Genomic DNA, 26,457 nt, shown 5'->3' with positions numbered 1-26,457 from the left:
TGAGGAGGAAGATGACAAAATCATGAAAGGCAGATGAAGAGTCTGCGATACGACAACTAAGCCGCTATACCCGGTTATCGGCGTTGTAGGGAATGGAGAATAAAGAACATGAGTTTGATGGCAAAGTGCAAGTAGCCGCGATAATGGGGGGGGAGAGTAAAGACGCTGCAAGTGCATCTTTGTAAGCTTCAAGCCGCGCCAATATTGGCACAGATGCTTTACTCTTTTTCCCATTACCACTGTTCTGACGCCATACATAGGTTAGCCAACAGTCTGGGACATCAGGTTTTTCTTGGCAGACGGCGGAAACTGATGAGCAACTGTAGCATGTTGATCAGTACCAGCAGGGCGGTCACCAAAAATACCCAGCGGTAGCCTACCATGGCGGAAATGCTGGAACCAAGCAGCGGGCCGACGACATTGCCCATATAGCCAAAAGACTGGTTATAACCAAAGATACGACCCGTTACCTGCTGGCTACTGTATTTAACCAGCAAGGTCTGTACAGCGGGCATCAGGGCACCGTCGGCGAACCCGAGCAGGAAGCGCAAAATACCCAACTGTGTGGCATTTTGCACGGAAGACATCAGGAAAAATAGCAAGGCACAGAAAATCAACGCGACAATCAGTACTCGCTGAGAACCAATTCTGTCACCTAACCGGCCGAGCCGGGGCGCTGATATCAATGCGGAAATACCTGGGACGGAGGCAATGACGCCACTGATAAAGGCAATATTATCAATACCGGGCGAGAGATTACGGATAAACAGCGTCAGAATAGGGCTGATCGAGCCGTTTGCCATCTGGATCATCATGGTGGTGAAGAACAAACTGATAATCAGCATTGGAAAAGGCAATGTGGAGAACACCGCCTTTCCACTTAGCCGGTCGGCTTTACTGACTTTGATAACACTCTCTTTGATAGCGAATAGCGTGATTAAAAAGCTGATGAACAACATACCGCCAGTGACGAAGAATACCAGCCGTAGCCCGAGGTGGTCCGCCATGAACCCCCCTAGCAGCGGGCCAATAATCACACCAGAAACTTGCCCGGTGGAGAGTGTTCCCAGTGCCCAGCCGCTTTTGGTGCGTGGCACTTGCGAGGCAATCAACGCCATGGCATTGGGAATAAAACCGGATGTCAGGCCCATTGCCGCGCGCAGGAAAAACAGTTGCCAGACGTTGGTTGCCAAACCTTGTAGGCACATGACGATCGCCATCCCCAGCGCGGCCCGCAACAGCATCAACTTGCGGCCTTTACGATCAGCCAGACTTCCCCATAGGGGTGCGACAATGGCTGAAACCAGAAAGGATGAGCTGAAAACCAGACCAGACCAGAGATTCAGTGACGCATGATCAGTGACGCCAAGCTGTTCTATATACAGTGGTAGAAAAGGTAGGATCTGGCTCATTGCCATGCCGGTGAAAAAGCATCCTAGCCAGGCAGAGAAGAGATTGAGTTTCCATGTTTCCATAAGATAAGGATGGTAATGACTTAGGCGGCGAAGTACTAGTATGGCTGTTTTTATGTCATCGTGAAATGCTTTTATATATCAAAGAATAACGAAATAGGTTACATCAGTACGTTAAAATTTGTCTGATTTTAGGTCCTAAAAACCAGCATATGTCGCGTTATTGATACACCAGAAGATGGGTGTACGAATATTTTTGTGATGGGTATCACAAAAATATTGTGGTGCTTATCAACATTCAGTAGAATATTTCACCGGCAAGTAACAAGACAACAACGTAAATCAAGGTAATCAACGTGCGTAAATTACTGAAAAAAATCCTGGCCGCTTATGTCAACGTCTATAAAGATGTTCCTCCTGGCGCCATGCATTAATATTTCTATGAAAAAGGCCGTTTAGCGGTCTTTGAGTTTGATGACAACGTCTATATAGCGGCGATAATGAGAAGATCGTAAAGACGCTGCAAGTACCTCCCTGTAAGCTCAAGCCGCGCCATCCCTGGCGCGGATGCTTTACTCTTCTCTCTCATTATCACCGTTCTGACGCTATACGTAGGTTTGTCAACGGTCTGAAAGGCCGTTTAGCGGCCTTTTTTTGTGTTTTCTCGATTCTCACTTACAGTGCGTCAGCAATCGCTCTTCCCAATGATTCAGTATTGCCTTTCCCTCCCAGATCTCGCGTCAGTGGCGCCTGTTCCGGCCCTTGCGCCAGCACAGTTTCAATTGCTTTCAATACCGCTGCACCGGCATCGAAATGCCCTAAGTGTTCCAGCATCATCGCGCCACACCAGATTTGACCAATCGGATTGGCAATGCCTTTCCCTGCGATATCCGGCGCTGAACCATGTACCGGTTCAAACAGGCTGGGAAAATTTCGGGCCGGGTTGATGTTGGCCGATGGTGCAATGCCAATGGTGCCGGTACAGGCCGGACCAAGGTCGGAAAGAATATCGCCAAACAGGTTGCTGGCAACCACCACATCAAACCAGTCCGGATGCAGTACAAAGTTGGCGCTGAGGATATCGATATGGAATTTATCCACCGTGACCTGCGGATAGTTTTTCCCCATCTCTGCGACACGGCTATCCCAATATGGCATGGTGATAGCGATACCATTGGATTTGGTCGCCGATGTGAGGTGTTTTTTAGGACGACGCATCGCCAGCTCGTAAGCGAATTTCAGAATGCGATCAACCCCGACGCGGGTCATTACTGTTTCCTGTATCACTACTTCCCGATCAGTACCGGCGAACATCGTACCTCCAACGCTGGAGTACTCCCCTTCGGTATTCTCGCGCACGATATAGAAATCGATATCCCCCGGATGACGTCCGGCCAGTGGCGTTTTTACCCCCGGCATCAAGCGGCACGGACGCAGGTTGACGTACTGATCAAACTCGCGACGAAACAACAACAGGGATTGCCAGAGTGACACGTGGTCCGGTACCACTTCCGGCCAGCCAACAGCACCGAAATAAATAGCATCAGCGTCTTTCAGCAGGGAAAACCAGTTATCCGGCATCATTTTGCCGTGCTTGAGATAGTAATCGGCGCTGGCGAAATCGAACCATTCCCATTGGATGTTCAAACCGAATTGTTGTGCGGCGCGATCCATCACCCGTACGCCTTCCGGCATGACTTCTTTGCCAATTCCATCGCCGGGAATAACAGCAATTTTGTAGTGAGGTGCAGACATCAGAGATTCCTGTGTGGTTGTACTAACGTAGGAAGCAGTGTATTTACTCTGTCTTATGTAAACAATTCGCCTTATGAGCAAGTCATTGTTGAATTAAAGAGAATAATGCATGAGTGCTATTGATGATCTGCTGTTTTTCAGTCGCATCGCGTTTCTTGGCAGCCTGACTGCCGTGGCACGGGAACAGGGCGTGTCACTGCCCGCGGTCAGTAAACGATTAACTCGGCTTGAACACCGTTTGGGTGTGCAGTTGATTCAACGAACGACCCGACGCCTGGATTTAACCCCGGAAGGACAACTTTATGCTGAAGGGGCGCTACCGATACTGAATGAGATTGAAGAGTTGGAAAGCGTGGTGGGCCGTAATCAACTGGCGTTACGCGGTAAGTTAACCATCAATGCCTCTTTTGGTTTTGGCCGACGGTATGTCGCACCGCTGATTTCCGCTTTTTCCCAACAGCATCCTGAACTGGAGATACAACTTCGGCTAGCGAGCCTGCCAGTAAACATGTTGGATGCCGGGGTTGATATTGATATCCGGGTGGGGGAACCACCGGACTCCCGCTTGATTGCTCATAAACTGATGAGTAATCCCCGCATATTGTGCGCAGCACCTGCCTATCTTGAACGTGCCGGAACACCGACAACGGTAGCGGAGCTGGTTGCCCATAATTGCCTGGTGCTGCGTCAGTATGAGAGTGACTATGCGTTATGGCGTTTTTATCGGGACGGTGAGGAGCTGACACATCGTGCTTTCGGCAACCTTTCCAGCAATGATGGTGAAACGATTGTGCATTATGCGTTGGATGGGCAAGGTATTATCCTGCGCTCTTTCTGGGATGTGAAGGCTCATCTCGAACGGGGGGAACTGGTGGCGCTGCTGACGGATTTCAAAACGCCTGATGCGGATATTTATGCGGTTTATCAGCATCGCCGTCATGTACCGGTGCGTATTAATACGTTTATTCGCTACCTGAAGCAGCATTTGATGGTGAAAGGGGTAACTGAGACAACTGATTAGACGCTATCCCCGTTTACACTGGAACATCCCAGGTTATTGATATATTTTTTTATTGTTCTATCGCGTCATGCCCGGTATTGCACGGGCATGACTCAGTTTAACCGTAGGCGGAAAGGTTATACCCGTCATACTTCAAGTTGCAGGTGTGTTGGCTGCGTTCGTTCACCCGAATCACTTACCTGAGTAAGCTCCTCGGGATTCACTCTCTTTCCGCCTTCCTGCAACTCGAATTATTTGGGGTATAGCGGTTTATTGACGAATCAGGCGGCCCGTCGTTGTTTTTTCTTCGAAATCACTGCGGAATGGATTGATGTCCAGTCCGCCACGTCGCGTATAACGGGCAAACACGGTCAGTTTCTGAGGTTGGCAGTAGCGTTTGATATCATTGAAGATCCTTTCCACGCACTGTTCATGAAACTCATTATGCTGACGAAAAGAGATCAGATAACGTAGCAGACATTCTCGATCGATCTGCTTACCTTCATAGTTAATGACGACGCTGCCCCAGTCAGGCTGATAGGTCACCAGACAGTTGGATTTCAGTAAATTGGAGCATAGTGTTTCAGCGATATCGTCTGATTTTTCGGATATGGCGTATTTCAGATAATCCGGATTAAAGTCATAGTTGTTCACTTCAATATCCAGATCGTCAATATTGATACCAGGCAGTGTATCAATAGCCGAAGGGTAACCAGATAATCCAGGGTACAGCGTAACCTTGACATCTCCCTTGGCGGCTTCAGACAAATCGTTGATTAAGGTCGCGAGCAGGGTTTCAAGGTCTCGGAAACGGGTCTGATTGAGGCTGTTAAGGTAAAGTTTGAATGATTTTGACTCAATCAGGTTTTCAGAGCTGGCGGGAATAATAAATTCCGCAATTCCCACCACGGGTTTGCCTTTATTATTCAGCCAGGAAAGCTCAAATGCTGTCCATAAGTCGTATCCGGTAAACGGTAACGCCGGCGTATTCAAACCAATCACTTCCCGGCCACGGGCGCGGGGCAAGGCTTCCAGCAACTGGGGTGAGTACTGGTCTGGATAATGGGAGCGGACGCCCAAATGTGTGATGTGATCTTTTTCCGTAATATGCATGTAATCAGTTCCTTGCCGTAGCGGTATTGATATAGCTTCTGAACAGTTTGCGGGTACCATAAATAGGGCCGACACCCAGCACCGCATAGACTACTTTGATCAGAAATTGCGACAAAATCATCTCTTTGATTATCTCAAAACTCAGCACATTATAGAACGCCAGGGTACAAAAAATAATACTGTCCAGGGCAGACGCTGTAACGGTACTGGTAATCACGCGGATAAACAGATATTTGGATTTGGTCAGGATCTTTATTTTATACAGTACGTAGGCATTAACGTTTTCAGAAACCAGATAAGCGAGAGACGAGGCCACCAATACGGCCATCATACTATGAATAATGCCATTATACGTTTGGCCGTATTCCCATTGGGGCAGTGGTGGAATCAGGCTGGTAATCCATAACGCCAACACGAAAAAAAGGTGGGCGAAGAAGCTGATGATAATCGTCCGTCTGGCCAGTTTCAAACCGTAAAATTCATTAAGAATATCCACCAGAATAAACGTAATGGGATAAACGAAAACCGCAGGTGGAACAATCATATTCAATTTGGGAATATTAATGGGTTTAACGCCGGCGACAGTGGAAAAAATAAAAATAACAGTTAGTGCGATACTGAGCAGAACATAAGCATGCCAGGAACGATCATGACGGTCACTAAGATCATAGGTAGTAACAATTTCTTTTCCACTATAAAGCTTTTTGTATAAGGCATTCAGTTCATGCCGATTGAAATCTTCTGATATTTCACTATCAGTGAGTTCCTTCAGATCCATGCTGATGGTTTTTCCCGTAGCGAGAACCATGATATTGGCAGATAGTTTCCCGCTATGGTTAAAACCTAATAATTTAAACTTCCTGTTAGACTCCATTTACAATCTTTCCTCTATGATATATCCCAAAAGCTTTATATCATGTGGTTTATTTTTATCTGCTGTAGACTGCTCTTCTGCTGATTGGATAATAAAGCCAGATGAGTATGAATAGCAGAGCATTGGTGTATTCAATACCAGTGCTGGTGGGCGTTTGATAATAATAGTGTCGTTAGGTGAGAATTGATCACCAATAGCGGTCTCTACTTTTATCGCCAGCATATTTGCTTCATCGCCAAAGAAATAGGTTAACGGGTATTGAATGGTTAATTGTCCAATTTTTTGTTCAAATACAGATAGTAGTTCTGACTGAGGAATTATAGGTACGGCAGACGGATTTCTATTGCCTTCAAAAGAGATGGTCTTATTAAGCAACTCGACCTTTTCAAGATCGTAATCTTCTATTTCTTCACAGGAAACGCCAAAAAAGTCCGAGATTCTGTTGACGGTTGATTGCTGCACGTTATTAACGCGACCATCAAGTATTTTATAGATTGTGGTTCGCGTAACGCCGGTGCGGTTTGAAAAAGAGGCTTTGGTTTCTCCACGTGTGCGCATCAGATATTCAATATTTTTAATGATGTTTACTTTACGCTGGGCATTGGTTGTTTTCATGGTAATTCCTTCAGCAATAGCTTCTCAGACCACTATATATCACGCCGTGACGTCATCCAACCCTGAGCGGAACAAGATTCCGCTTCTGTGGAAAAGCGGAACACTCGTGAGGTTACGAGCCAATATATTTCTAGTGGTGAGGCGGAGAGACTATAGGAAAATAAGTGAGTAAAACTGGAATGAATGCCTAAAAATCATAAAAAGTAGACATAAATAACAACTTTATGTCTACTAATGCGTTGACTTAAACATTTACATTGCGCTATTGTTTAGCTAGCCTGATGAATTGGCTATTGGCTGGACATAAGTCATTATTTATATAAGTTATTATTTTTTAAATTATAATTTGTTTGCTTGGTTTTTATTGGAAATAACGAGATCTGTCATCCCCCAACACCAGGGGAACCAAAGAAAGGACGCTTGTATTTTGATGAGTAAATACAGGGAGTGACTACTGTGGTGACAGCATCAATAACATCCCCCCGTGTAAGCGGGGGGATGTTTGCTATGGGATAACTCGTCGATTATTCCTCTTCAGACGGTTCACTCAGGTTGATGGCATCATACATCACCATACCACCTTGCAACTCCAGCGTGACGCGATTGACACCCTTTTTCAGAATGCCTTCAGGTAGCGGGATATGGACCTCGTGGTATTTACCGCTTTGCATGGCTTCACGGTAAATGGCTTTATCATTGCTGTACTTTAGCGTGCTCAGTCGTTGATCGTTGACCTTCACCGCCAGTTGAGGCGTAGTGGTCGGCGTCGTCATACCATTATTACTGGCTGCGGCAATAGCGATATTCAGTACCCGTGGTGATGCGTCGACATGGGTGTTGAACTGAATTATCCAACTGCCAGGCTTGGTCTGAGCATAGTACCAATCCTGTGAGTCCTTACTTTTGCCGATTTCAAATGTCAGGTTGGCGGGCACTTGTGTTTGCCACTGATAATTGCGTGGACGGTCACCCCACTTGAATTCACCGGCGCGACGATCCGCCTTGCCAATACTCCAGATAATCCTGTCTGCTTGTTCGACCTTGATGGTGCCAAGATTTTGCTGCTGTTTCTCAACAGTAATAGAACGCTGTGCCAGTATGCCGATTTGTTGTCCACCGAGAGCATATACCGATAAGTGATATTTTCCCGCAGGAACATTATGCAGAGAAAAGAGACCATCACGTTTTGTTTTGGCTGAGAAGAAATAACCATGGGTTTGAATATCGAACGGCTCATCGCTGGAGGTCAACACGACCATCGCTTTGGGTACACTTATGTTTAACTTACCGGTTAGTGTGCTTCGTTGTTGTGGATAACGTGAATCTTCAACCCAACGATAGGGCCAACTGGCACGTTCATGACTTGCCTGCCGATTGACATCCGCGATGAGCTGAGTGTCACTACCTTGATTGATGTACAGCAGCCAAGGACCATAAAGTTTTTCCCAGCCCGGTTGTGCCACCAGGTCGGGTGTGCCGAAATGGGAGCCAGTCATATAGTTCAGAATAATGGCGTCTTGATGTACTAACAGTTCCTGTTTTAAGGCATCGCCAGAATAATATTCATAACTGGCTGGCACTAACCAGGCACCAAAGCCGTTACCCATCACCCCCCAATAAGGACTTTCCCGGATATAACCGGCAAAGTCATACTTGGAATAAACGCTATCGTCGGTCAGCCGCCAGGTTTCGTCCTGAACTTTAGGCAATTGTTCCAACTCGCTATACAGCAGTGGTGTACCACGATGCTTGCTGTTGAAGAGCTGGTTCATCCGGCTGGCATCAAAACGATAGACATTGCGCAGTTCACTGATATTGACCGCCTCCTGTCCCGGATTTGAAGCGACGACATAGCTGTAGAGGCCGCTGATACCCTTTTTCATGATCAGGTGGTATTCCAGTCGTAGTTTGCCGCCGCTATCGTCAATATACGCAATGTGGGCCAGTTCTGGCGTTTGTCTGATAACTTCAACACGCTTGGGGATAAAATCATTGACGCCGCTGGAATAGTAATCCAGATAAAAACTACGGTTTTTACTGGGGTCGCGTATTGCGCCGGAAAGATGAGTGATCAGGTTGGTGCCATCTTTCCATACTTCTTGCGCACTGCCGTCCGAGCCGAAGCTGAACTTGACCAGTCCATTATCCAGTGTGCTATTTAACCCATTGATATTCATGATTACTGGCGCACTAGCTAATACGGTTGCAGGTGCCAGTGCCAACAAAGGCAGAATGACCAGCAGCGGTGTGCGCCATTTTTGCAAACAGTTCATCATAGCGGATCTTCCATTATCATTGTGTAACGGTTGCAGGATATGTTTCAGTTTGTAACTTACCGCTGTCTGATACGTTGAACCTTTGTACGGCTGCCATCCGAGAACCCATGGTGGCAGTGAGGTGAAGAATTAGATGATCGATCTCATCTTTATGAAAAGAAGGGAGTGACTGAATGTGGGTCTGATGATTTTAAAAATTAGCATTTGAATATGAAATATTAGAATAGCCCGGTACATGTTTTCCTTTAATCTGAACGCGTAAACATTCAGCTCTATCTAAAAAGGAAAATGCGTAATGGAAAAATTATTCGCAAACTCAGCTTGTTTTTATCGTAATCCGGTTCCTTGCTATGGTTTTGAAAGAATATTAGCCGATGCTCAGGATATGAAGGTTATTTCATCAATTAATACACAAACGCTCTATGCCGATCTGGCGCATAGTGGTGCGGTTATTTATCGTGACTTTAGTGATTCACTGGAGGATTTTAATGATTTTGTCAGTGAGCATTCATCTAAAGTAACGTTTGACCCGGCCCGAAAAGCGGCTACCAGCAATACGGCTGAAATTGATGCCGGAGTGTTGGAGATGGGATTGCATCGTGAAAATGGCAATCTTCCCTTTAATCCAGATATTCAATGGTTTTATTGTCTTCAGGCCGCAAGTAAAGGTTCCCAGACTACGTTATGTGATGGGGAGAAAGTTTTATTTGACCTATCCTCAAGTACCCGGAAAATTTTCGAAAATAATCGGATAAAGTTTGTCAGACGGATCCCCTTTGCCAATGTGCAACGTTTTCTCAGTATTGAATTACAGGTTCCTATTGATCAGGTAACTGATGAGCATCTGGAAATAGTTAATGAAATGGTGCCAGGACAGACATATAAAAGAATTGATAAAAATCTTATTTATTCTGAATTCAATACTGATGCCATTACTAAAAGCTGTTTCTCTGGCAAGAAAGCGTTCTGCAATTCTTTGTTAAGTCCAAGCGTTAATTATGAACCGCCGAAAATAACTTGGGAAGATGGTACGGAAATTTCATTGGATGTCTGGGATGAAATTAAAGAGGTTACCTCCAGAAATACATATGATCATTTTTGGCAACAGGGAGACATTATTGTCGTTGACAATACTCGGGTCGTTCATGGTCGCAGGAAACTTGATGACCCCAAACGAAGAATTTTTGGTGCGCAAAGCTATCGGAAAGGAGAATGATAATGATCAGTACGAAAATGCAGAATTTTCTTCATGAAACGGAAGATCGCATCGTTATTCGTGAAATGAATGGCAAGACCCATTATCACTCTGAACTTCGTCGTGACGTTGAAGATATTGCGGCGGGATTAAATCAGATCTATGGATCGTGTGACCGCCTGGTATTCGGTATCGCCATGCGTTCATGTTATGAATGGGTTACCACTTTATTGGCGATTCAAAAAGTCGGTGCGGTCTTGCTGCCGGTGCCTATCGAATTTTCTGACGAACAGATATCGAGCCTGCTCACCAAGGCAAGTGCGATTTTTGTTGCCGATGATGCGACCAGGCAGCGCATTGACTCTATATTCCCCGGTAAACCCTGTTTCTACCCCTATCAGGTGAAAGTTCATTCGCAAACTTTGCGATTATCGGGAGAAGAACGAATCAGTGATGGTGTGACCGCTATCATCCATACCTCCGGTACAACGTCGAAACCCAAAGGCGTTATGATCAGAGATGCAGCAGTGGGGTTGTTGGTAGATAACGTAATGAAAAGGCTGCCGAATAGGCCTTTGCATTATTTCTCCCTTGTTCCCATGAGTTTACTGATAGAGCAAGTTCTGGGTATTTTTATTCCTTTACTGTCTGGTGGTACGCTCACATTAATGCCGCCAGGTATTAAGGAATATGGCTCCGCGTCAGGAAACGCAGCACTCTATTTAGGGATGATCGCTGAAGTCGAACCTGATTTTCTGTATCTACCGCCGAAATTACTGGAAGAGGCACTCGCGCTTATTGAGATGGATGGCAGTGAAAATGTGCTGGGGCGTAATAATCCACATATTATTACTGGTGGTGCCAAAATTCCGGTATCTGTGTTGCAGGCGTTGGACGATAAAGGGGTTGCTGTATACGAAGCCTATGGACTCAGTGAAAACAGTTCCATTATTTCATTGAATTACCCTGGTTGCCGGAGAATTGGTTCGGTGGGTAAATTGTTGGATGGTATTACCCCCTTATTGGTTGAGGGTGAATTACTGGTTAAAACGCCTACGTTATGTGCGGGATATTATAATTCTGACGAGACCTCTTGCGACATGACTGATGGTTATCTTCATACGGGAGATATTACTCATTTTGAGGATGGCTATTTATATATTACCGGTAGGAAGAAACATGTAATTATTCTTTCTACCGCCAGAAATGTTTCCCCTGAATGGGTGGAAACAATATATAAAGAAAGTGAAATTATTGAGGATATGATTGTTATTGGTGAAGGGCAGGAACAATTAGGTGCCATTATTCTCAGCCCTCATCCTGAATCAGATGTCCAGCGTGCATTAGAATCAAAAAATAATCGTCTGGCCGAATTCGCCCGAGTTGGAAAGTATGCGGTAGTTAATAATATTGCTGGTTTTAGAAGAAAGTATTATACCGTGACTGGGCGGCCAAGAAGAAAAGAGATTGAAGAGGACTATTCTGAGATAGTCTATCAGTGATGGAGAACTGATTATGTACCTTATGAAAGAATTTCACCCAGAAGAAACAGAGTATCAGGTTGTTAAGCAATGTGTGAGCTTGCATTATAAGGATGTATTTGGTGCATCGGTCCAACCTCAGCCAGATTTTTTTATTTGTTTAACGAAGCTTGACGGTAAAGCTCCTGGGTATTCATGTCTTGGAATAACGACTGGCGATAAAAGGACGTTATTCAGCGAGCATTATATTAATACTGACCTCAGTAAACAGTATGGTGTAGATAGAGGCCAGATAGTAGAAATTGGCTCATTCTGTTCATTTTCATCGAATGGGTATGGAAAATATATTTTATCTTTAGCACTCAGTCATCTGAGTCTTCATAAATATCAGTTAGTGATTATGACAGCAACACCTCATGTGCGAAAAATATTACAAACCTTGAAGGTTTATTATACTGATATGGGGGTGGCAAATTATAATAGAGTCCCTGATCTAAACGTTAATTGGGGAAGTTATTATGATAACGACCCACGGGTCGTAGTTTTTCCTCTTAGAGATAATAATATTTTTCACGTTGGAGAATCGGGGGCATTGATAGAGGGATATCATGCCGTAAGAAATATATATTGATATACCTGTCACCTGAAATCTATTGGGTATATTTACTTATTAAACCTATGGGATGTCTATGAGTACGAATAAACGTTATGAAAATTTCATTGTCTTTTTAGCGCCATTAATCAATAGCGTTGGGGGGATTGCCATTGATCTCTATGCCCCCAGTCTGCCGTCTATTGGCCGGGAATTTGGCACGTCGGCAGGTATTATGCAAAGTACCATTACGATCACATTAATTTTTTACGCTATCGGGCAGTTATTTTTTGGCATTTTATCGGATTCAAAAGGACGTAAGGCATCCATTGTTTCTGGCCTGTTACTTTTCTTGGCTGGTAGTGTATTGGCGGTGTTCGCGAGAAATATTGAAACGTTATTGGTGGCCAGAGCTATTCAAGGATTTGCTATCGGAGCCTGCCAGGTCGTAGCGCGAGCACTCCTGGTGGATAATGTTAAAGGACCACGATTTGGTGTGGCGATAATTTACCTTAGCCTCGCTTTTGGTCTTGGGCCGGTTATTGCGCCGTTTATCGGTGGGAAAATCGAGGTTTTTCTGGGTTGGCGTTATAACTTTGTTCTTTATAGCCTCTATGGCGCGGTTATTCTGGCGTTCGTTATGTATGGATTAAAGGAGTCATTAACTCGTCCCCGAAGCCCACTGGATACGATAAAAGGCTATAAGTTTATTTTATCTGATGCCCGATTCATTTCGTCAGTCGTTATTATCGGCGGCAGTTTCTCAGCATTTCTGATGTGGAATGTGATTGGACCTTATATTATTCAGCAGCAATTAGGGCTAAGCGCTGATTTTTTTGGGACCACGGCATTGACTGTCGGCATCGCCTATCTGACGGGGACGTTGGCAAATCGGGCACTGGTTAACCGTTTCCACAGCATCCGGTTGATGAAATTCGGCTATATTCTGTTTGCGCTGGGTATTGTTGTCATTTCATCCTCGCCATCTAGTATGACGTTATGGAGCGTATTGGGAGGGATTATTCTAATTGCGTTTGGCCAAGGGTTTATTTTTTCCAATGCAATGGCTAAATCCATGTCGCTGTTTCCAGACCGAGCCGGTATCGCCGCCTCGTTGCAGGGATGCTTGATGCTGGTTTTCGGTTCATTATCTTCCGCTGTTGCCAGCTATTTCCCGATGGAAAATAATTCCAATATCGCCACGCTCTTTATGGGGCTGTTAGCGCTTTCTCTGGCCGGGCTATTCATCTTGTTAAAATCACAGCAGCGTGTTTATGCCAATGAAAGTATGTAGCGTCATCGGGTTATTGTTTCAAAATTGAATGAGATTGTGTGCGTGCATATCTGGCTGGGTATCTGTTAGTCGGGTGTACCTCTATGAGCGTGAACCTGCTGATAGAAGCAGCAGGTTCATATTTATCATCGCTGATTACTTGTCTGAGTATTGTTGGGCGATTTTTGTAATAAGTGCACGTAATGTCCGGAGTTCATCCGTGTTCTCTCTTTTTTTTGCCCAGAACATATCTACCGTAAAATGAGGAAAACCAAGCGGTGGCTCGCAGCAATGGACATTCTCCGGGATATGCAAGGTGTGAATAAGACGAGATGGCAGGGCGAACGTCGCGGTTGTTTTGCTTATTATGTTAATACATGCCTGATAGGTGTTGGCTTTGGCGATAATATGACGTTTTTTGCTAAACATCTCCAACCAGCCATCCACCATGTTTTTTTCCGAAATCCAGGGGGTAGGGTAAACTTGCAGCATGGAACAGAAATCATCTAAATGTAATGGTTCTGTGGTATTGATGTCGTAACTGGTAAGGCAGATGAATTTCTCCTCCACGATGGGCTCCCAACTTAGTTCGGGATGAATCTGGTGATATCCGGGCCCAAACCCGACAGCGAGATCGATTTCACCCGAAATAATTTTCTCGACAGGAACCGTTTTATTTAATCGATCGATATAAAATGAGCTGCCTGTTTTTTCTTTTATTAATGAATGAATAAGATCCGGTAAAATCAGTAACTCAAAATATTCTGGTGCACTGTAGTGAATCACTTTATTGATGTGTAGGGCGTAGTTGTTAACTTCAGTACCTGCACATTTGTTCACTGAGTCAAGAACGACCTTCAGATAAGGCACCATTTTTTCAGCTTTCTCCGTTGGGATCAGTTTCCCTTGGGTAAACTCGAACAATACATCATTGAAGCATTCCCTTAGCCTTTTAAGAGAGTAACTGACGGTGGATTGACTAATGTTCATTTTCTCTGCTGTTTTTCGGGCGCTTCTCCATTCGTAAAGCATTAAAAATGTATTAATATCTTTTAAATCCAATTGATTAAGGAAGTTCCTGTGCAACATAACGACTCCTTGTGTTCGAAGCATTAACGCCATCAATAACATGTATTCAAAGAGATACAGTGATAAGCCTGGCGTCTTCACATACACATGAACATTATATGATCAAAGTAAGTAAAACTTATTTATGATTTCATCGGAGAAAAAAACATAAGCTATCCGGGGGCTATTTAAAGAAAAAGAAGCAAGGAGAAAAGGTTGGGGAAAAGGCGATTAGCTGACTTTCGCAGCAGGTACAACCGATGGCTCCATTTTTAACTTTTATCGGTATAGGAAAAGGGTGACGCCGTTTGATTAGAGCATTAATGCTTGTGGTGCGGATTGATCATGATGTTTCCAGGACTGAGTGCCTTAGCCCGATATACCCCTCGCCGCTACCTGGGGATTCACTCGGTTGCCGCTTTCCTGCACTAGTCATCTATTGATATATCCGAGATGGTGGGAGAAAGCGGCGGTCAGGTTTAATTACCATTCAACGGGTGTTTTTAATACTCTCTTTACCAGACAGTATCGTCTGTCATCTGAAAGTAAAGTTTTCAAAGTGAATTCTGTTTTTGGGCAGGTTTGCTAATAGCATTTTTCTCATGCCTATTGGCCCACAAAACCAATAGTCGCTATTCTGATAGTTGTTTAGTGTTGACGGGACTAATAATCCGTCCTGTTTCTGTACTAAAATTTTCAGAGTAATGCCACACAGTGCGGTGAGGCGTTTTAATTGCTCCTCAAAGATCAAATCCTGATGGTTATTAACGCAATATATCAGCGTGGTGTGTGGCCTTTTTTCATTCCGTTCAACCAGCGCTTCCAGCCAGGCAATAAACGGTGTTATACCGATGCCGCCAGCGATCCAATAAGTTGTAGTATTGCTGTTAGACGGTAGGATGAATCGACCATAAGGGCCTTCTACAGAAACGGATGCTCCATTTTTAATTGAAGCGTGTAATCTACCCGTGTAATCCCCTAATTTTTTAATTGCAAATGTTAATATGCTGTTTTTTCTATCATATTTCATCACGGTAAACGGATGTGAGCCTTCTTTTTCATCGAGGGTTACCAGAGCAAACTGGCCTGGCTGATATTTTTCCACAAATCCTTGTGCTGCGCTGATATCTATTTCAATGACATCGTCATTAAGCGATCTACCGGCGATGATATGTCCTGAGAATCGATGCTTTTTGCCTATTTGACCACTGAGACAAAAGAGGGCGGCGCAAAAACCGGTAGCGGATGTCAGCCATGTCAATATACCGAATGATGTCCAACGCAAGGCGGGTGTTACAAGATAAGCACCATGAATTAGCGCTAATGCAGCCACAATGGCAGCAATTTTGTGGGTTATTTTGAACTGATTGTAGGGTAGTGCTTTTATAAGACTGATGATGACAATGATCACTATCCCATAAAATGCTATTTCACCTATATCGACCATAAAGCCTCGCCATGGAATCGCGCCATGATTCCGATGTGGCCCAAGGCGGATGAAACCTAACTCAGACAGATAGCGGGGCGCTTTTGACAAGAGCCAGTGGATGGTGATCATAATGCAAGCGGCTATACCCATTTTTTTATGCAACAGATACAGCTTATCCAGCCCACCTAATCGTTGTTCAATCCAGGATGGTCGGGTGGCAAAAATAAGCAGTGTACTGAGAAGAACCGTGGACAATAATCCGGAAAGCTGAATTATCTGATTTCTCCAATATATAAAATCGACGACGTCATTCTGAGCGGGGAGACTTGTCAACCATGCCATTGCACAGATAACTATTATTCCAAGTAAGTAATACATATATGTCACCTCGATATCATGATTAGTTTTTCATCACAGGTGAAAATTTGTAATTTATTATTTTTTTAACTTATCAATAAATATATCAACGATTTTTCCCCCCAGCGCTGCACACAGACTGCCAGTGATGACACAGACGATGACCAGTGCATAATATTTTGTTTCCGGTGGAGAAAATCCAAATAAAGCAGCTAGCGTCGATTGATGAATAATCAACAGCATGAGTCCCAGTGAACCGGCAGCCACACTGACAAATTGCCAGTTTACTGCCATCCAGTGCGAGTCAAGATCCCGATTGACGTAAACCAATCCCAGATTTCCCAGCACTAATGTCAGGAAGCCGAGCGTGCGAGCTTCGGCCCCTCCCATTCCAATTGCGCGCGCAATCCAATAGGTCAACCCTGTTGCAGCAAAGACGGACGCACCTTGAGCCACACTGCGCAGCAGTGTTCTTTTGCTGAACAGTTGCATTCCCTGTGAACGAGGGGGTTCATGCATCAAGCGTTCGGGGGCGGTTTCCGCCTCGAAAACAATGGAGCAGGTTGGACTGATCACCAGTTCCAGAAAGGCGATAAGTGCCGGTGTCAGCATCATCGGGGCGCCGAAGAGCAGGGGCAACATGGCAATACCGATAATCGGTAGATGTGCGGCGATAGCATAGGTAATTGCTTTGACCAAATTATGGTAGATGCACCGCCCCATGCGCATGGCCTGAACAATAGCCGCAAAGTCGTCCGCGACCAACACCAGATCAGCGGCTTGTCGCGCTACATCGGTACCGCGGCTGCCCATGGCGATCCCAATATGTGCGGCCTTCAGCGCCGGTGTGTCATTAACGCCGTCCCCGGTCATGGCGACGACATCACCGCCGCGCTTAAACGCATTCACCAATCGTAACTTTTGAATAGGGGCAATACGGGCAAATATATTGACGCTGCTGACTTTCAGACTGAGTTCTTCATCGGTCATGTTTTTCAACTGGTCGCCGGTGATAACCTGTGATGATGGAATACCGGCTTCATCAGCAATGGCCCGGGCGGTAGCCGGGTGATCTCCCGTGATCATGACTACACGTACCCCGGCGTTATGGCATGCGGTAATGGCTTGCGGCACTTCTGTTTTCAGTGGATCAGCCAACCCGACCAGACCGAGTAACTCAAAGACAAAGTCGTGCTGAATCTCTGGCCAGTTTCCGTGATTATGTTGTGCCCGGGCTACCGCCAGCACACGTAGACCGTGTTTGGCCATTTCATCAGCACGCGCCAACATAGCCTGTGACGCTTGCGGCGGCAGATGACAAAGATCAGCCACGGCTTCAGGCGCACCTTTACAGGCGACCGGGAAATGCTTGAATCCAGGTGCCTGCCAGAGATGACTCATGGCCAACAGGTCTGGGGCAATTTCATATTCCCGCGCCAGGACCCAGTTATTGTGCAAATGTTCGGTACCTGAGAGTTGTACTTTCCCAATCTGATGAATAGCCAGTTCCATTGGGTCCAATGGCTCAAGTTCGCTGGCCAGAATGCCGTACTCCACCAGTTCATGGAATGCCTCTGGCAATGTGCTGGCCTGGATTTCATTAACATCTAGCAGATCATCGCCCACCGACAGCATTCTTACCGCCATACGATTACGGGTGAGTGTGCCGGTCTTGTCCACGCACAACACGCGTGTTTCACCTAACGTTTCGATAGCAGAAAGCCGGCGGGTCAGTACACCGTGTGTGGCAATCCGCCGTGCGCCGAGTGCCATAAATACGGTAAGAATTACGGAGAATTCTTGAGGCAGTAGACTCATTGCCAGCATGATCCCGGCAAGAAAGCCTTCTACCCATTGGCCGCGTATAAGACCTATCAATAACAGCACGATAAAGCTGACTGCTCCGCCAAATAGAGTAAAGCGCCGGATGAAATGACGAATTTCCTGCTGTAAAGGCGAAGGAGTGTCTTCCATTTCGGCCAGACTGGTGCCAATTTGCCCCAACTGCGTGAGCGTGCCTGTAGCCGTTATTTGCAGGATGCCTTGTCCTCGAGTGACGACGGTCCCGGCACAAAGATCGGCACGAGTACGGGGAGCATCAGCAGACAAGACAAATTTGGCAATCGGGACAGATTCACCGGTGAGCAGTGATTCATCGACAGCAAGCTCATGTGCGGATAGCAGCTGACCATCGGCCGGACAACGCTCGCCTTCACCTATTTGTATTACATCGCCGGGAACCAGATTTTCTGCTGGGATCTGTTGCCATTCATCATCACGCAGGACGTGTGTGTGGGGCGAGGACAACTCTTTCAATGCGGCCAGCGCCCTGGCGGTTCGGTGTGACTGCAAGGCGGTGACGACCACAATGATAAGCACAAAACCCACCAACAACATGGCTTCGTGAATATCACCTAGCAACATGTAGATAGCGCCTGCTGCAATCAACAGCAAAAACATCGGTTCAGTCAATGTTTCCCGCAATACCATCAAAACCGGGTGGGGTGGTTTGGCCGTCAATTGATTTGGGCCGAACTTTGACAGTCGCAGATCAGCTTCCCGGGTGGTAAGGCCGGTGAAATGCTGGCGGTTTTTATTCATGTTAAATCCAGAAGATACGACTTATTAAAGAATAGACTATGGAGGGTGTAACAGCGCAGTTTACAGAACAAATAAAACCCCAGATAATAAGCATCGCCGTTAACCGGTGGGTTATCACTTTGGACAGCAATCCCAGTCCTAAAACTGGATTGTCATTCAGAGTCGTAGCCATTCAATATTTCCTTCGATGTGCTGCATCTCTGTGACGCTGGTGTGGTTTTGCCGCGGTAAACCACACTCTGAATAATTACCATAAGTTAATCACTAATTATCAATGCTGGTTTTAGCAGGAATATTTTATGGAAAAAGAGATGCTATTTGATGAACACGACACCAAACAGTCAGAACGTTTTAACGCTGCCCGTAAAAGTACCTGGGTCAGTGTCGTTGTAAATGTATTTCTTACTCTGGGTCAGGTCACGATCGGCGTATTCTCTGGTTCTCAAGGTCTTATTGCCGACGGTATTCATTCATTATCTGATCTGGTCGCTGATTTTGTGGTTTTGGTCGCCAATCATAAAAGCAAGAAAGAAGCTGATGATGACCATCCTTACGGTCATCACCGTTATGAGAATGCGGCATCTCTCGCGTTGGGGACGTTGCTGCTGGTCGTTGGTATAGGAATGCTATGGTCCGCTGGTCATAAAATTCAGGATCCGGCATCTATCCCACAAGTTCATATCATTGCACTGTGGGTGGCACTGGTGGCGCTGGTATCTAAAGAGCTCCTTTTTCGCTACATGCTGGCTGTGGCAAAGCGGGTCAGGTCAAGCATGCTGGTCGCCAATGCCTGGCATGCCCGTTCGGATGCCGCCTCGTCCCTGGTTGTCTCGGTGGGTATCATCGGGAACCTGATGGGATTCACACTACTCGATCCGATCGCTGCATTAGTTGTGGGTTTGATGGTGTCGAAGATGGGGGCGGCTTTCATGTGGGATTCGTTGCACGATCTGATGGACAGAGCCGCTGATTCGAAAATAGAAGAAAAAATTAAACATACTATCCTGGCAACCGAAGGTGTATCCGGCATTCACGATTTGAAAACCCGTAAGATGGGCGATCTGATTATCGTCGATGTGCATTTGGAAATTGATGGCGCATTGTCAGTCAGAGAAGGTCATGATATTGCCGTTGCCGCGAGGAAAGCGGTGCTGGATAATTTCTCTGTTCTGAACATGATGACCCATGTCGATCCTGTTGAGGTCGATACCAACGCCAGCAGATAACCTACCGGTTTAAGTTTTATGACAAAGTGTACATCGCAGTGATAATCGGGAGATCGTAAAGACGCTGTAAGTACATCCTGGTAAGCTCAAACCGCGCCATCCCTGGCGCTGATGCTTTACTCTTCTCTCCCATTATCACCGTTCTGACTATCTCATGAAGGCTTAAATCTGAGCGGTGCTTAATATCCTCCCCGACTTCGCCTATGCTCAAGTTTCAGTACGTTGTCCGGGTTCAGCCGCGGCAGCGAGGGCGAGCTTTTTAAATAGCCAATACATAAGACTGGCTGCCAGCAATGAATTAAACGCGGGTATTCCCCATTCGATTGCGAACCCTATTATGCCACCGACAATACTTGAAATGATTGCGGCCCAACCAATGCGTGGTGTTTCCGTTATATCCGGGAGTCTCCCTGTTCGCCGACTCTCTGCCAGCAGTGTTCGATGAGACTGCAAAATATAATAGTCGACCAGCATAATTCCGATAATGGGGGGGAAAAGAACGCCGAGCAAAGTGAGGAAATCGACAAATCGGTCTAAAATGCCAATCACAGAAAGAAACGTTCCAATAAAACCAATAACCAATGTTATCGACATATAGCTGAGCTTCTTTCCTGTCATACCTTCTACCGCATTAGCGATTCCTAAGGATGATGAATAAAGGTTGATGTCGTTGATCCTTAATGTAGAGAAAATAACCACGATAAGACCGATCCCGCCAGCCGTTTGGGACATAATGGTCACGACGTCAGCAGTATTTAACGCTCGCGCAATTAATATCGCTAATCCGTTAACAATAAACTCACCAACGATAATAGACATGATCGTCATCCAGAATACATGCTGCCCTTTTTTTGAATAGCGCGTCATATCTGGCGTAATCAGGCTGGCGACAATACAACCGCCGACCACCATTGTGGCACCAGCACTAACCGAAATTGGCACGCCTGGTGGTATCGAGCTAATGAGCTCATTAATGCCATGCCCGGCGAGAGTCATTGTTGATATATACCCAACAATCAATATGAACATTGGCACGGCTATTCTTGCGGTAAATCGCAGTGCTTTAAAGCCGAAGGCCACCAAAAAAGTCAACGCGATACCGGATATTGCCGCTGACCAGCCGAAGCCGAGACGGTTATTCAAGGCGAAATTGAGCGCTTTGGCGAAAACGGCATTCTGCACTCCGAACCAGCCGACCAGACTTACCGCAATGACGACGCCTATCAAGACTGAACCCAAACGTCCGAATCCGCACCATCTTGCTAGTACGCTACCTGACAGTCCCTCTTTCATGCCAGCATAACCAAGTCCTAACGTCACCACGCCAAAAATAAAACTGCCTATCAATATCGACAAATAGGCATGACTTAAGGTCATCGAATTACCTAATACCGCCCCGAGCATGAATTGATCCAATGCCGTCAGCATGCCGATGTGAACCAACGCCACATTGAAAAATGGCAATCTCATGTCCAGGGGAACTCGACTGACTGGATAATCATCTATCCTTTCCATTTAAGTAATCTCCTTAAATAAATTGCACGCCTTTGGATATCAGGGAATCAGGAATATAATTATTCAATCCTAGGTGATAACAGAACTCTTCAAACTGATGCAGTGAATGTACACCGGCCTTTTGATACATGTTATATATCCTGTTCTCTATTGTTTTATGTGAGACATTGATTTTTTGCGCTATCTGTTTGCTTGAAAATCGCTGCAACATCCAAAAAATAATATCAAACTCTGATTTAGTGAAAATAGTTGTGGTCAGCTCTGTTTTTAATGTTGTCGGCTTTTCCTTGTTGATATATATCAGCGGAGAGAGTGTGTCGAGTTGTTTGGAATTCCACAGTGTCCCAATACATTTCTTATCGTTATCAAAGATGGGTATTTTTTCGCTAATAAACGGCGTCAATGTTTTTTTTCCATACCAATAATGAGTCTCTATAATAGCAACGCGTTTTTTACTCTTTTCTGTACGCCGGTCATGTTCTTTGAAGTCATCGGATAGTTCAGCCCATTCGGCCGGAAATTCCTCATCAAATCTCCCTTCTATATCAAAGTTTCGCGGTGTGTTGGTGTAAAGATATGCCGCTTTATTCATGTAGATGTGCCGTGATTCTAAATCTTTTATACCCCACGGTTCATTTAAGCCTTCCAGTAAAGTAATCAGGTTACTGATATAATCTGTAATGGTTTTCTCTGACGGTGGCATCCCGTCCTCCTTTTATAATGAGAGTTTACTCATTGAATACGCTTGGATAAATAGTGACGGGTGTGTCGATGGGCGAATCCTGGCAAGTTTCCATACTCACGGTATCCTCGTTTTTCGTAAAACCCTCTGGCCTGGAAACTAAACGTATCGACATAAGCCATATGACAACCACGTTTTAGCGCTTCTTCTTCTGCGTTTTGCATGAGTTGACTACCCAACCCGCTTTTCCGGTACTTCTCACTCACCCACAAATACTGAATATCAAGCCCTCCCCACCATGTCCTGGCCACTAATCCGGCGATGATGTTGTTATCATCGTCCGTGATGGTTAAAAACAGGGGATGAATATCTACAGCATCATATTGTTCATTGTGCTGCCATAAACTTTTAATAACATAATCTTCCTCTTTTTGATTAGGTGTGTCGGTAATATTTAAATTCATTCTTATTTTAATCCTGAAGTGTCATTGATCTTAATACTCACTCTTGTGAGTGCTTCCTGATACCACGAAATATTTTTTATTACAAGAGAGATGTCTACTCGTTTCAATCTGTGAAGAGGGTGGTATTGTGAAATAATATTGCGGTAAAAATAGTATTGTCTATTTTTACTATGAGATAAAATAATTAAACTAATAATACTAACAGTCATGAACTATTAAAATGGCAATACTTATCCTCACCAGGGAAAGTATTTAACAGGATCAAGTAACGGCTATCCAGAGGGGTATTTAGTTTATAACCAGGGGCGAGTAATTGAGCGCGACCAACATACAGGTAACCTGAACGATGAAGGAGATATATAAACCAAATAACCACCTAAAGCTTCTGAGGGATATTATCTGGCGGTGGTTTAACCACCGTCAAAAAGTGGTCAGGCGGCAAATCTAACTATCGTGGCATTTATCGCCATCCCCAGTGCCACAATGATCAATAATCCGGCAAAACTGAGTTGAGCGATATGATCAGGCAAATAATTGCCGATTTTCCGACCAATGAACATGCCAGCAGCCGTGCTGAGTGCGAACCATACGGTCATGGGGAGCGGCAATGATGCGCCATGCATAACAGTGGTAACAATACCGCCGGAACTTACCAGCGCGATGACTAGCAGTGAGGTAGCGATACAACCGTGGATGGTCAAAGGGGTAAATTGTCGCAGCAAAGGGACGATAATAAATCCGCCCCCAACAGCTAATAGTCCAGTCATAAATCCGGTAATGGCACCAAAACTTAAAAACAGTAACCAGGTCCACATCGTCCACACGAATCGTTCAGTATGTTCATCTAACACGACACGATAAGTGGTGATCTCTTGTGTGTCCGTCGTGGTTTTTTTGTGTTGGCTGCGTAGTAAACGAACGGCTACTACGATCATTACGGCGGCGAAAAGTAAGGTAAGTAATGTGGGGGAGGTGTGGTGAGCGACAAAAGCGCCAGCAGCGGTGACCGGAATACCGGCCAATGCCATCACAATTGCGGCACGATAGCGCACCAGATTCTTGCGCCAGGCTTCGACGGCACCCAGGGCGGCGCTTCCGGCTACTGCGACCAGGGCGACAGGTGCGGCCTGTGGGAGGCTCCATCCCATGCCAATGACCAGGGCAGGAACGGCAAAAATACCGCCGCCTGCACCGGTTATCCCTAAAATAGCCCCCACACACAAACCTAAAACTAATGAAATGAACATGTTTTTTCCTGAGCGAATGAACCGGTAGGCGTGGGCATGATTAATGCCTTTGTCTGGTTTTTTCCAATTGTTCAAAAATCAGCATGCCGGCCAGCATTGCCACCACAAATACGATGCCCTTGGTCGCACCCGTACCGAGTAGCACCAATGCCGGTCCAGGACAGATTCCTGCCAATCCCCAGCCGAGACCAAACAGAATGGCGCCACCCACCAACCGCTTATCGATATGCGTACGGGTCGGTAAACTTATCGGTCCGCCACAAACTGACTGCGTTCGACCTTTGATAAAACGAAAAGCAAAAAAAGCGACGCTGATGGCGCCTCCCATAACAAAAGCTAATGAGGGGTCCCAAACGCGGGTGATGTCTAAAAATCCAATAACCTTGGCGGGATTTGCCATCCCACTGACCAGTAGCCCGATGCCAAATATGACCCCGGCCAACAGTGAAAAAAGTAAGTTCATATGGATCCTTTAACCGGTTTTCGGTGTGAATAGTGTGAATAGATAGTTGGAGATTAAATTTGCGAACCCATTAGCCAGACGGTGATAAAGGCCACCAACATAAAGGTGAGTGTGGCCACCAGAGAGCGCAATGATAAGCGCGATAACCCACACACACCGTGGCCACTGGTACAGCCGGAACCATAACGTGTGCCTATTCCGACCAGCAATCCGGCGGTGATCAACACTGGCCAGGGGGCGTCGATCTTACTGGCAGGTAAGGGGGCGACCAGACTATACAAGACTGGTGATGCGATGATGCCGATCAGAAAGGCGAGTCGCCAGGTGCGATCCGTCGTTTTTGGGGAGAGTAACCCGCCCAGGATGCCGCTTATCCCTGCTATGCGCCCACAGAAAAGGATCAATATCCATGCTGCAAGCCCAATCAACATTCCTCCGAGAAAACTCATCAATGGCGTGAACTGCTCAATATTAATGGTCATGACCTGCGCCTTCTATTTCATCTTTTGGACAGTAAAGTTGATATAACGTATTGAGTAAAACGAGGACTTTCGGGTCATCAATACGATAGAAAATCTGTTTTCCTTCACGACGCGTTGCAACCAGTTGTAACCGGCGCATCACACCTAACTGCTGCGATAATGTTGGTTGATAAATACCTAACGCCGCCTCCATTTCACCTACTGATGCTTCTCCCTGGCTGAGATGACACATCAACAGCAGACGATCATCATTAGCCAATGCACGTAATACCGTGGTGGCTGTTGCGGCGGCGTCGCGCATTTTCTCCTGGTCAATTTTTTCCTGGCTAATCGTCGCGTTATCCATAGGGATCCTTTCAAACTAAGGTATAGTTCAACAAAACACTTTACAATGTTATATAATATAATATTGTATATTTAATTCAAGTCTTGTTGTTTAAGGCAATAGACCGAAACCCGCCAGTAAGGAGTTAACCATGACACTACATATCGAGGGTTTTTTCGACACTGCCACCAGCACCGTCAGTTACGTTCTTTATGATCAGGCTGGTGGTCATGCCGCGATTATTGATCCTGTTCTGGATTACGATCCCAAATCTGGGCGCACGCATACTGCGTCTGCTGATAAGTTAATTGATTATCTGGTAAAACATAATCTTACCGTCGATTGGCTGCTGGAAACCCATGCTCATGCGGACCATCTTTCAGCGGCGCACTATTTACGCGATCAGGTCGGTGGGAAGATCGCCATAAGTGAAAAAATTGTTGAAGTACAAAAGATCTTCAAGGATATCTTTAACATTGAACGTACATTTTTGCCGGATGGTTCGCAATTTGACCATTTGTTGAAAGACGGTGAAATGCTGTCAATCGGTCAGTTATCGTTGCAGGCGATGCATGTGCCCGGCCATACCCCGGCGGATATGGCATTTCATATTGATGATGCCATTTTCCTGGGTGATACCCTTTTCATGCCGGATGTCGGCACGGCCCGCTGTGATTTTCCTGGCGGCGATGCCCAGGCGCTCTACCGTTCCATCAGTAAGATCCTCTCTTTCCCGGCAGATACACGTCTGTATGTGTGTCATGACTATCCGCCGTCCGGCCGTGGCCCCCTATGGAAATGTACGGTTGCGGAACAACGCGCGCATAACATTCATGTCCATGATGGCGTGGATGAGGCAGCCTTTGTGGCGCTTCGCCATGCGCGGGATGAAACCCTGCCGATGCCTACACTCTTGTTACCTTCTGTCCAGGTAAATATCCGAGCTGGTACGTTCCCGCCAGCAGAGGAAAATGGCGTCAGTTACTTAAAAATTCCCTTAAATCGTTTGTAA

At 45.7% G+C, this 26,457-nt stretch carries 24 protein-coding genes; 8 read left to right on the top strand and 16 right to left on the bottom strand.

Annotation, left to right across the window (positions count from 1 at the left end):
• Positions 1-281: 281 nt before the first annotated feature.
• On the bottom strand, positions 282-1,475 hold the full coding sequence (locus CWC46_RS20820; protein ID WP_037380628.1) for a multidrug efflux MFS transporter: 1,194 nt from the start codon (positions 1,473-1,475) through the stop codon (positions 282-284).
• 293 nt (positions 1,476-1,768) lie between these two features.
• Between CWC46_RS20820 and azuC the strand changes: the two genes are divergently transcribed.
• Complete coding sequence (gene azuC / locus CWC46_RS23730; protein WP_369685791.1) at positions 1,769-1,846, top strand: stress response protein AzuC; 78 nt, start codon at positions 1,769-1,771, stop codon at positions 1,844-1,846.
• A gap of 241 nt (positions 1,847-2,087) precedes the next feature.
• Here azuC and CWC46_RS20815 read toward each other — a convergent pair whose 3' ends face one another.
• On the bottom strand, positions 2,088-3,167 hold the full coding sequence (locus tag CWC46_RS20815; RefSeq protein WP_021014616.1) for a tartrate dehydrogenase: 1,080 nt from the start codon (positions 3,165-3,167) through the stop codon (positions 2,088-2,090).
• 109 nt (positions 3,168-3,276) lie between these two features.
• Here CWC46_RS20815 and CWC46_RS20810 point away from each other — a divergent pair, with 109 nt between their 5' ends.
• Entirely contained in the window at positions 3,277-4,188 is a 912-nt protein-coding gene (locus CWC46_RS20810) for a LysR family transcriptional regulator (RefSeq protein WP_021014617.1), read from the top strand.
• Positions 4,189-4,437: 249 nt separating this feature from the next.
• Here the strand turns inward: CWC46_RS20810 and queF are convergent, their stop codons facing one another.
• The 4 genes from queF to CWC46_RS20790 form a co-directional block, all read right to left on the bottom strand.
• Positions 4,438-5,280 carry an NADPH-dependent 7-cyano-7-deazaguanine reductase QueF gene (gene queF, locus CWC46_RS20805; protein WP_021014618.1) on the bottom strand — a complete coding sequence of 281 codons (843 nt, stop codon included), beginning with the start codon at positions 5,278-5,280 and terminating at the stop codon, positions 4,438-4,440.
• Between the two features lie 4 nt (positions 5,281-5,284).
• A complete protein-coding gene (locus tag CWC46_RS20800) occupies positions 5,285-6,154 on the bottom strand; it encodes a queuosine precursor transporter (protein WP_021014619.1) in 870 nt (289 codons plus the stop codon).
• Positions 6,155-6,769, bottom strand: coding sequence for a helix-turn-helix domain-containing protein (locus CWC46_RS20795; protein WP_021014620.1), 615 nt, complete (start codon positions 6,767-6,769; stop codon positions 6,155-6,157).
• 524 nt (positions 6,770-7,293) lie between these two features.
• Positions 7,294-9,045, bottom strand: a complete 1,752-nt coding sequence (locus tag CWC46_RS20790; protein WP_021014621.1) for a polysaccharide lyase family protein — start codon at positions 9,043-9,045, stop codon at positions 7,294-7,296.
• A 295-nt stretch (positions 9,046-9,340) separates the two neighbouring features.
• On the opposite strand from CWC46_RS20790, the gene CWC46_RS20785 reads away from it, so the two are divergent.
• Genes CWC46_RS20785 through CWC46_RS20770 form a run of 4 tightly spaced genes read left to right on the top strand, consistent with a single transcriptional unit; the run spans position 9,341 to position 13,607 of the window.
• A complete protein-coding gene (locus CWC46_RS20785) occupies positions 9,341-10,261 on the top strand; it encodes a TauD/TfdA family dioxygenase (RefSeq protein ID WP_021014622.1) in 921 nt (306 codons plus the stop codon).
• Positions 10,262-10,263: 2 nt separating this feature from the next.
• On the top strand, positions 10,264-11,742 hold the full coding sequence (locus CWC46_RS20780; protein ID WP_021014623.1) for an AMP-binding protein: 1,479 nt from the start codon (positions 10,264-10,266) through the stop codon (positions 11,740-11,742).
• Positions 11,743-11,755: 13 nt separating this feature from the next.
• A complete protein-coding gene (locus tag CWC46_RS20775; RefSeq protein ID WP_021014624.1) occupies positions 11,756-12,352 on the top strand; it encodes a thermostable hemolysin in 597 nt (198 codons plus the stop codon).
• Positions 12,353-12,410: 58 nt separating this feature from the next.
• Positions 12,411-13,607 carry a multidrug effflux MFS transporter gene (locus tag CWC46_RS20770; RefSeq protein WP_021014625.1) on the top strand — a complete coding sequence of 399 codons (1,197 nt, stop codon included), beginning with the start codon at positions 12,411-12,413 and terminating at the stop codon, positions 13,605-13,607.
• A gap of 135 nt (positions 13,608-13,742) precedes the next feature.
• Here CWC46_RS20770 and CWC46_RS20765 read toward each other — a convergent pair whose 3' ends face one another.
• The 3 genes from CWC46_RS20765 to CWC46_RS20755 all read right to left on the bottom strand — a co-directional run bounded on the left by CWC46_RS20765 (position 13,743) and on the right by CWC46_RS20755 (position 19,041).
• A complete protein-coding gene (locus CWC46_RS20765) occupies positions 13,743-14,675 on the bottom strand; it encodes a LysR family transcriptional regulator (protein ID WP_021014626.1) in 933 nt (310 codons plus the stop codon).
• 514 nt (positions 14,676-15,189) lie between these two features.
• Positions 15,190-16,461 (bottom strand): ferredoxin reductase family protein, encoded by a 1,272-nt coding sequence (locus tag CWC46_RS20760; RefSeq protein WP_021014627.1) that lies wholly within the window; start codon positions 16,459-16,461, stop codon positions 15,190-15,192.
• A 57-nt stretch (positions 16,462-16,518) separates the two neighbouring features.
• Positions 16,519-19,041, bottom strand: a complete 2,523-nt coding sequence (locus tag CWC46_RS20755) for a cation-translocating P-type ATPase (protein WP_021014628.1) — start codon at positions 19,039-19,041, stop codon at positions 16,519-16,521.
• A gap of 299 nt (positions 19,042-19,340) precedes the next feature.
• Between CWC46_RS20755 and CWC46_RS20750 the strand changes: the two genes are divergently transcribed.
• Positions 19,341-20,267, top strand: a complete 927-nt coding sequence (locus CWC46_RS20750) for a cation diffusion facilitator family transporter (protein WP_021014629.1) — start codon at positions 19,341-19,343, stop codon at positions 20,265-20,267.
• 207 nt (positions 20,268-20,474) lie between these two features.
• Here the strand turns inward: CWC46_RS20750 and CWC46_RS20745 are convergent, their stop codons facing one another.
• From CWC46_RS20745 to CWC46_RS20715, 7 genes are all read right to left on the bottom strand, one after another.
• Positions 20,475-21,782 carry a cytosine permease gene (locus tag CWC46_RS20745; protein WP_021014630.1) on the bottom strand — a complete coding sequence of 436 codons (1,308 nt, stop codon included), beginning with the start codon at positions 21,780-21,782 and terminating at the stop codon, positions 20,475-20,477.
• A gap of 13 nt (positions 21,783-21,795) precedes the next feature.
• The gene (locus tag CWC46_RS20740) at positions 21,796-22,485 is read right to left on the bottom strand and encodes a helix-turn-helix transcriptional regulator (protein ID WP_021014631.1); all 690 of its coding nucleotides are present in this window, start codon (positions 22,483-22,485) and stop codon (positions 21,796-21,798) included.
• A gap of 29 nt (positions 22,486-22,514) precedes the next feature.
• The gene (locus CWC46_RS20735; protein ID WP_021014632.1) at positions 22,515-22,928 is read right to left on the bottom strand and encodes a GNAT family N-acetyltransferase; all 414 of its coding nucleotides are present in this window, start codon (positions 22,926-22,928) and stop codon (positions 22,515-22,517) included.
• 431 nt (positions 22,929-23,359) lie between these two features.
• The gene (locus CWC46_RS20730; RefSeq protein ID WP_021014633.1) at positions 23,360-24,175 is read right to left on the bottom strand and encodes a sulfite exporter TauE/SafE family protein; all 816 of its coding nucleotides are present in this window, start codon (positions 24,173-24,175) and stop codon (positions 23,360-23,362) included.
• Between the two features lie 40 nt (positions 24,176-24,215).
• Positions 24,216-24,638 carry a DUF6691 family protein gene (locus CWC46_RS20725; RefSeq protein WP_021014634.1) on the bottom strand — a complete coding sequence of 141 codons (423 nt, stop codon included), beginning with the start codon at positions 24,636-24,638 and terminating at the stop codon, positions 24,216-24,218.
• A gap of 53 nt (positions 24,639-24,691) precedes the next feature.
• Complete coding sequence (locus tag CWC46_RS20720) at positions 24,692-25,120, bottom strand: YeeE/YedE family protein (protein ID WP_021014635.1); 429 nt, start codon at positions 25,118-25,120, stop codon at positions 24,692-24,694.
• A complete protein-coding gene (locus tag CWC46_RS20715) occupies positions 25,110-25,466 on the bottom strand; it encodes an ArsR/SmtB family transcription factor (protein ID WP_021014636.1) in 357 nt (118 codons plus the stop codon). The genes CWC46_RS20720 and CWC46_RS20715 overlap by 11 nt, the downstream gene beginning before the upstream one ends.
• A gap of 130 nt (positions 25,467-25,596) precedes the next feature.
• Between CWC46_RS20715 and CWC46_RS20710 the strand changes: the two genes are divergently transcribed.
• Positions 25,597-26,457, top strand: coding sequence for an MBL fold metallo-hydrolase (locus CWC46_RS20710; protein ID WP_021014637.1), 861 nt, complete (start codon positions 25,597-25,599; stop codon positions 26,455-26,457).

Source organism: Prodigiosinella confusarubida (genome assembly GCF_002847015.1).
GTDB classification, from domain to species: domain Bacteria; phylum Pseudomonadota; class Gammaproteobacteria; order Enterobacterales; family Enterobacteriaceae; genus Prodigiosinella; species Prodigiosinella aquatilis.
This window is presented reverse-complemented; position numbering and strand designations above follow the sequence as displayed.

Coding starts and splice junctions, on each gene's coding strand:
- CWC46_RS20720 (WP_021014635.1), bottom strand. CDS start 25,120: ATGACCATTAATATTGAGCAGTTCACGCCATTGATGAGTTTTCTCGGA.
- CWC46_RS20785 (WP_021014622.1), top strand. CDS start 9,341: ATGGAAAAATTATTCGCAAACTCAGCTTGTTTTTATCGTAATCCGGTT.
- CWC46_RS20815 (WP_021014616.1), bottom strand. CDS start 3,167: ATGTCTGCACCTCACTACAAAATTGCTGTTATTCCCGGCGATGGAATT.
- CWC46_RS20780 (WP_021014623.1), top strand. CDS start 10,264: ATGATCAGTACGAAAATGCAGAATTTTCTTCATGAAACGGAAGATCGC.
- CWC46_RS20775 (WP_021014624.1), top strand. CDS start 11,756: ATGTACCTTATGAAAGAATTTCACCCAGAAGAAACAGAGTATCAGGTT.
- CWC46_RS20750 (WP_021014629.1), top strand. CDS start 19,341: ATGGAAAAAGAGATGCTATTTGATGAACACGACACCAAACAGTCAGAA.
- CWC46_RS20730 (WP_021014633.1), bottom strand. CDS start 24,175: ATGTTCATTTCATTAGTTTTAGGTTTGTGTGTGGGGGCTATTTTAGGG.
- CWC46_RS20710 (WP_021014637.1), top strand. CDS start 25,597: ATGACACTACATATCGAGGGTTTTTTCGACACTGCCACCAGCACCGTC.
- CWC46_RS20760 (WP_021014627.1), bottom strand. CDS start 16,461: ATGTATTACTTACTTGGAATAATAGTTATCTGTGCAATGGCATGGTTG.
- queF (WP_021014618.1), bottom strand. CDS start 5,280: ATGCATATTACGGAAAAAGATCACATCACACATTTGGGCGTCCGCTCC.
- CWC46_RS20800 (WP_021014619.1), bottom strand. CDS start 6,154: ATGGAGTCTAACAGGAAGTTTAAATTATTAGGTTTTAACCATAGCGGG.
- CWC46_RS20755 (WP_021014628.1), bottom strand. CDS start 19,041: ATGAATAAAAACCGCCAGCATTTCACCGGCCTTACCACCCGGGAAGCT.
- CWC46_RS20740 (WP_021014631.1), bottom strand. CDS start 22,485: ATGCCACCGTCAGAGAAAACCATTACAGATTATATCAGTAACCTGATT.
- CWC46_RS20820 (WP_037380628.1), bottom strand. CDS start 1,475: ATGGAAACATGGAAACTCAATCTCTTCTCTGCCTGGCTAGGATGCTTT.
- CWC46_RS20770 (WP_021014625.1), top strand. CDS start 12,411: ATGAGTACGAATAAACGTTATGAAAATTTCATTGTCTTTTTAGCGCCA.
- CWC46_RS20790 (WP_021014621.1), bottom strand. CDS start 9,045: ATGATGAACTGTTTGCAAAAATGGCGCACACCGCTGCTGGTCATTCTG.
- CWC46_RS20745 (WP_021014630.1), bottom strand. CDS start 21,782: ATGGAAAGGATAGATGATTATCCAGTCAGTCGAGTTCCCCTGGACATG.
- CWC46_RS20735 (WP_021014632.1), bottom strand. CDS start 22,928: ATGAATTTAAATATTACCGACACACCTAATCAAAAAGAGGAAGATTAT.
- CWC46_RS20715 (WP_021014636.1), bottom strand. CDS start 25,466: ATGGATAACGCGACGATTAGCCAGGAAAAAATTGACCAGGAGAAAATG.
- CWC46_RS20765 (WP_021014626.1), bottom strand. CDS start 14,675: ATGTTGCACAGGAACTTCCTTAATCAATTGGATTTAAAAGATATTAAT.
- CWC46_RS20725 (WP_021014634.1), bottom strand. CDS start 24,638: ATGAACTTACTTTTTTCACTGTTGGCCGGGGTCATATTTGGCATCGGG.
- CWC46_RS20795 (WP_021014620.1), bottom strand. CDS start 6,769: ATGAAAACAACCAATGCCCAGCGTAAAGTAAACATCATTAAAAATATT.
- CWC46_RS20810 (WP_021014617.1), top strand. CDS start 3,277: ATGAGTGCTATTGATGATCTGCTGTTTTTCAGTCGCATCGCGTTTCTT.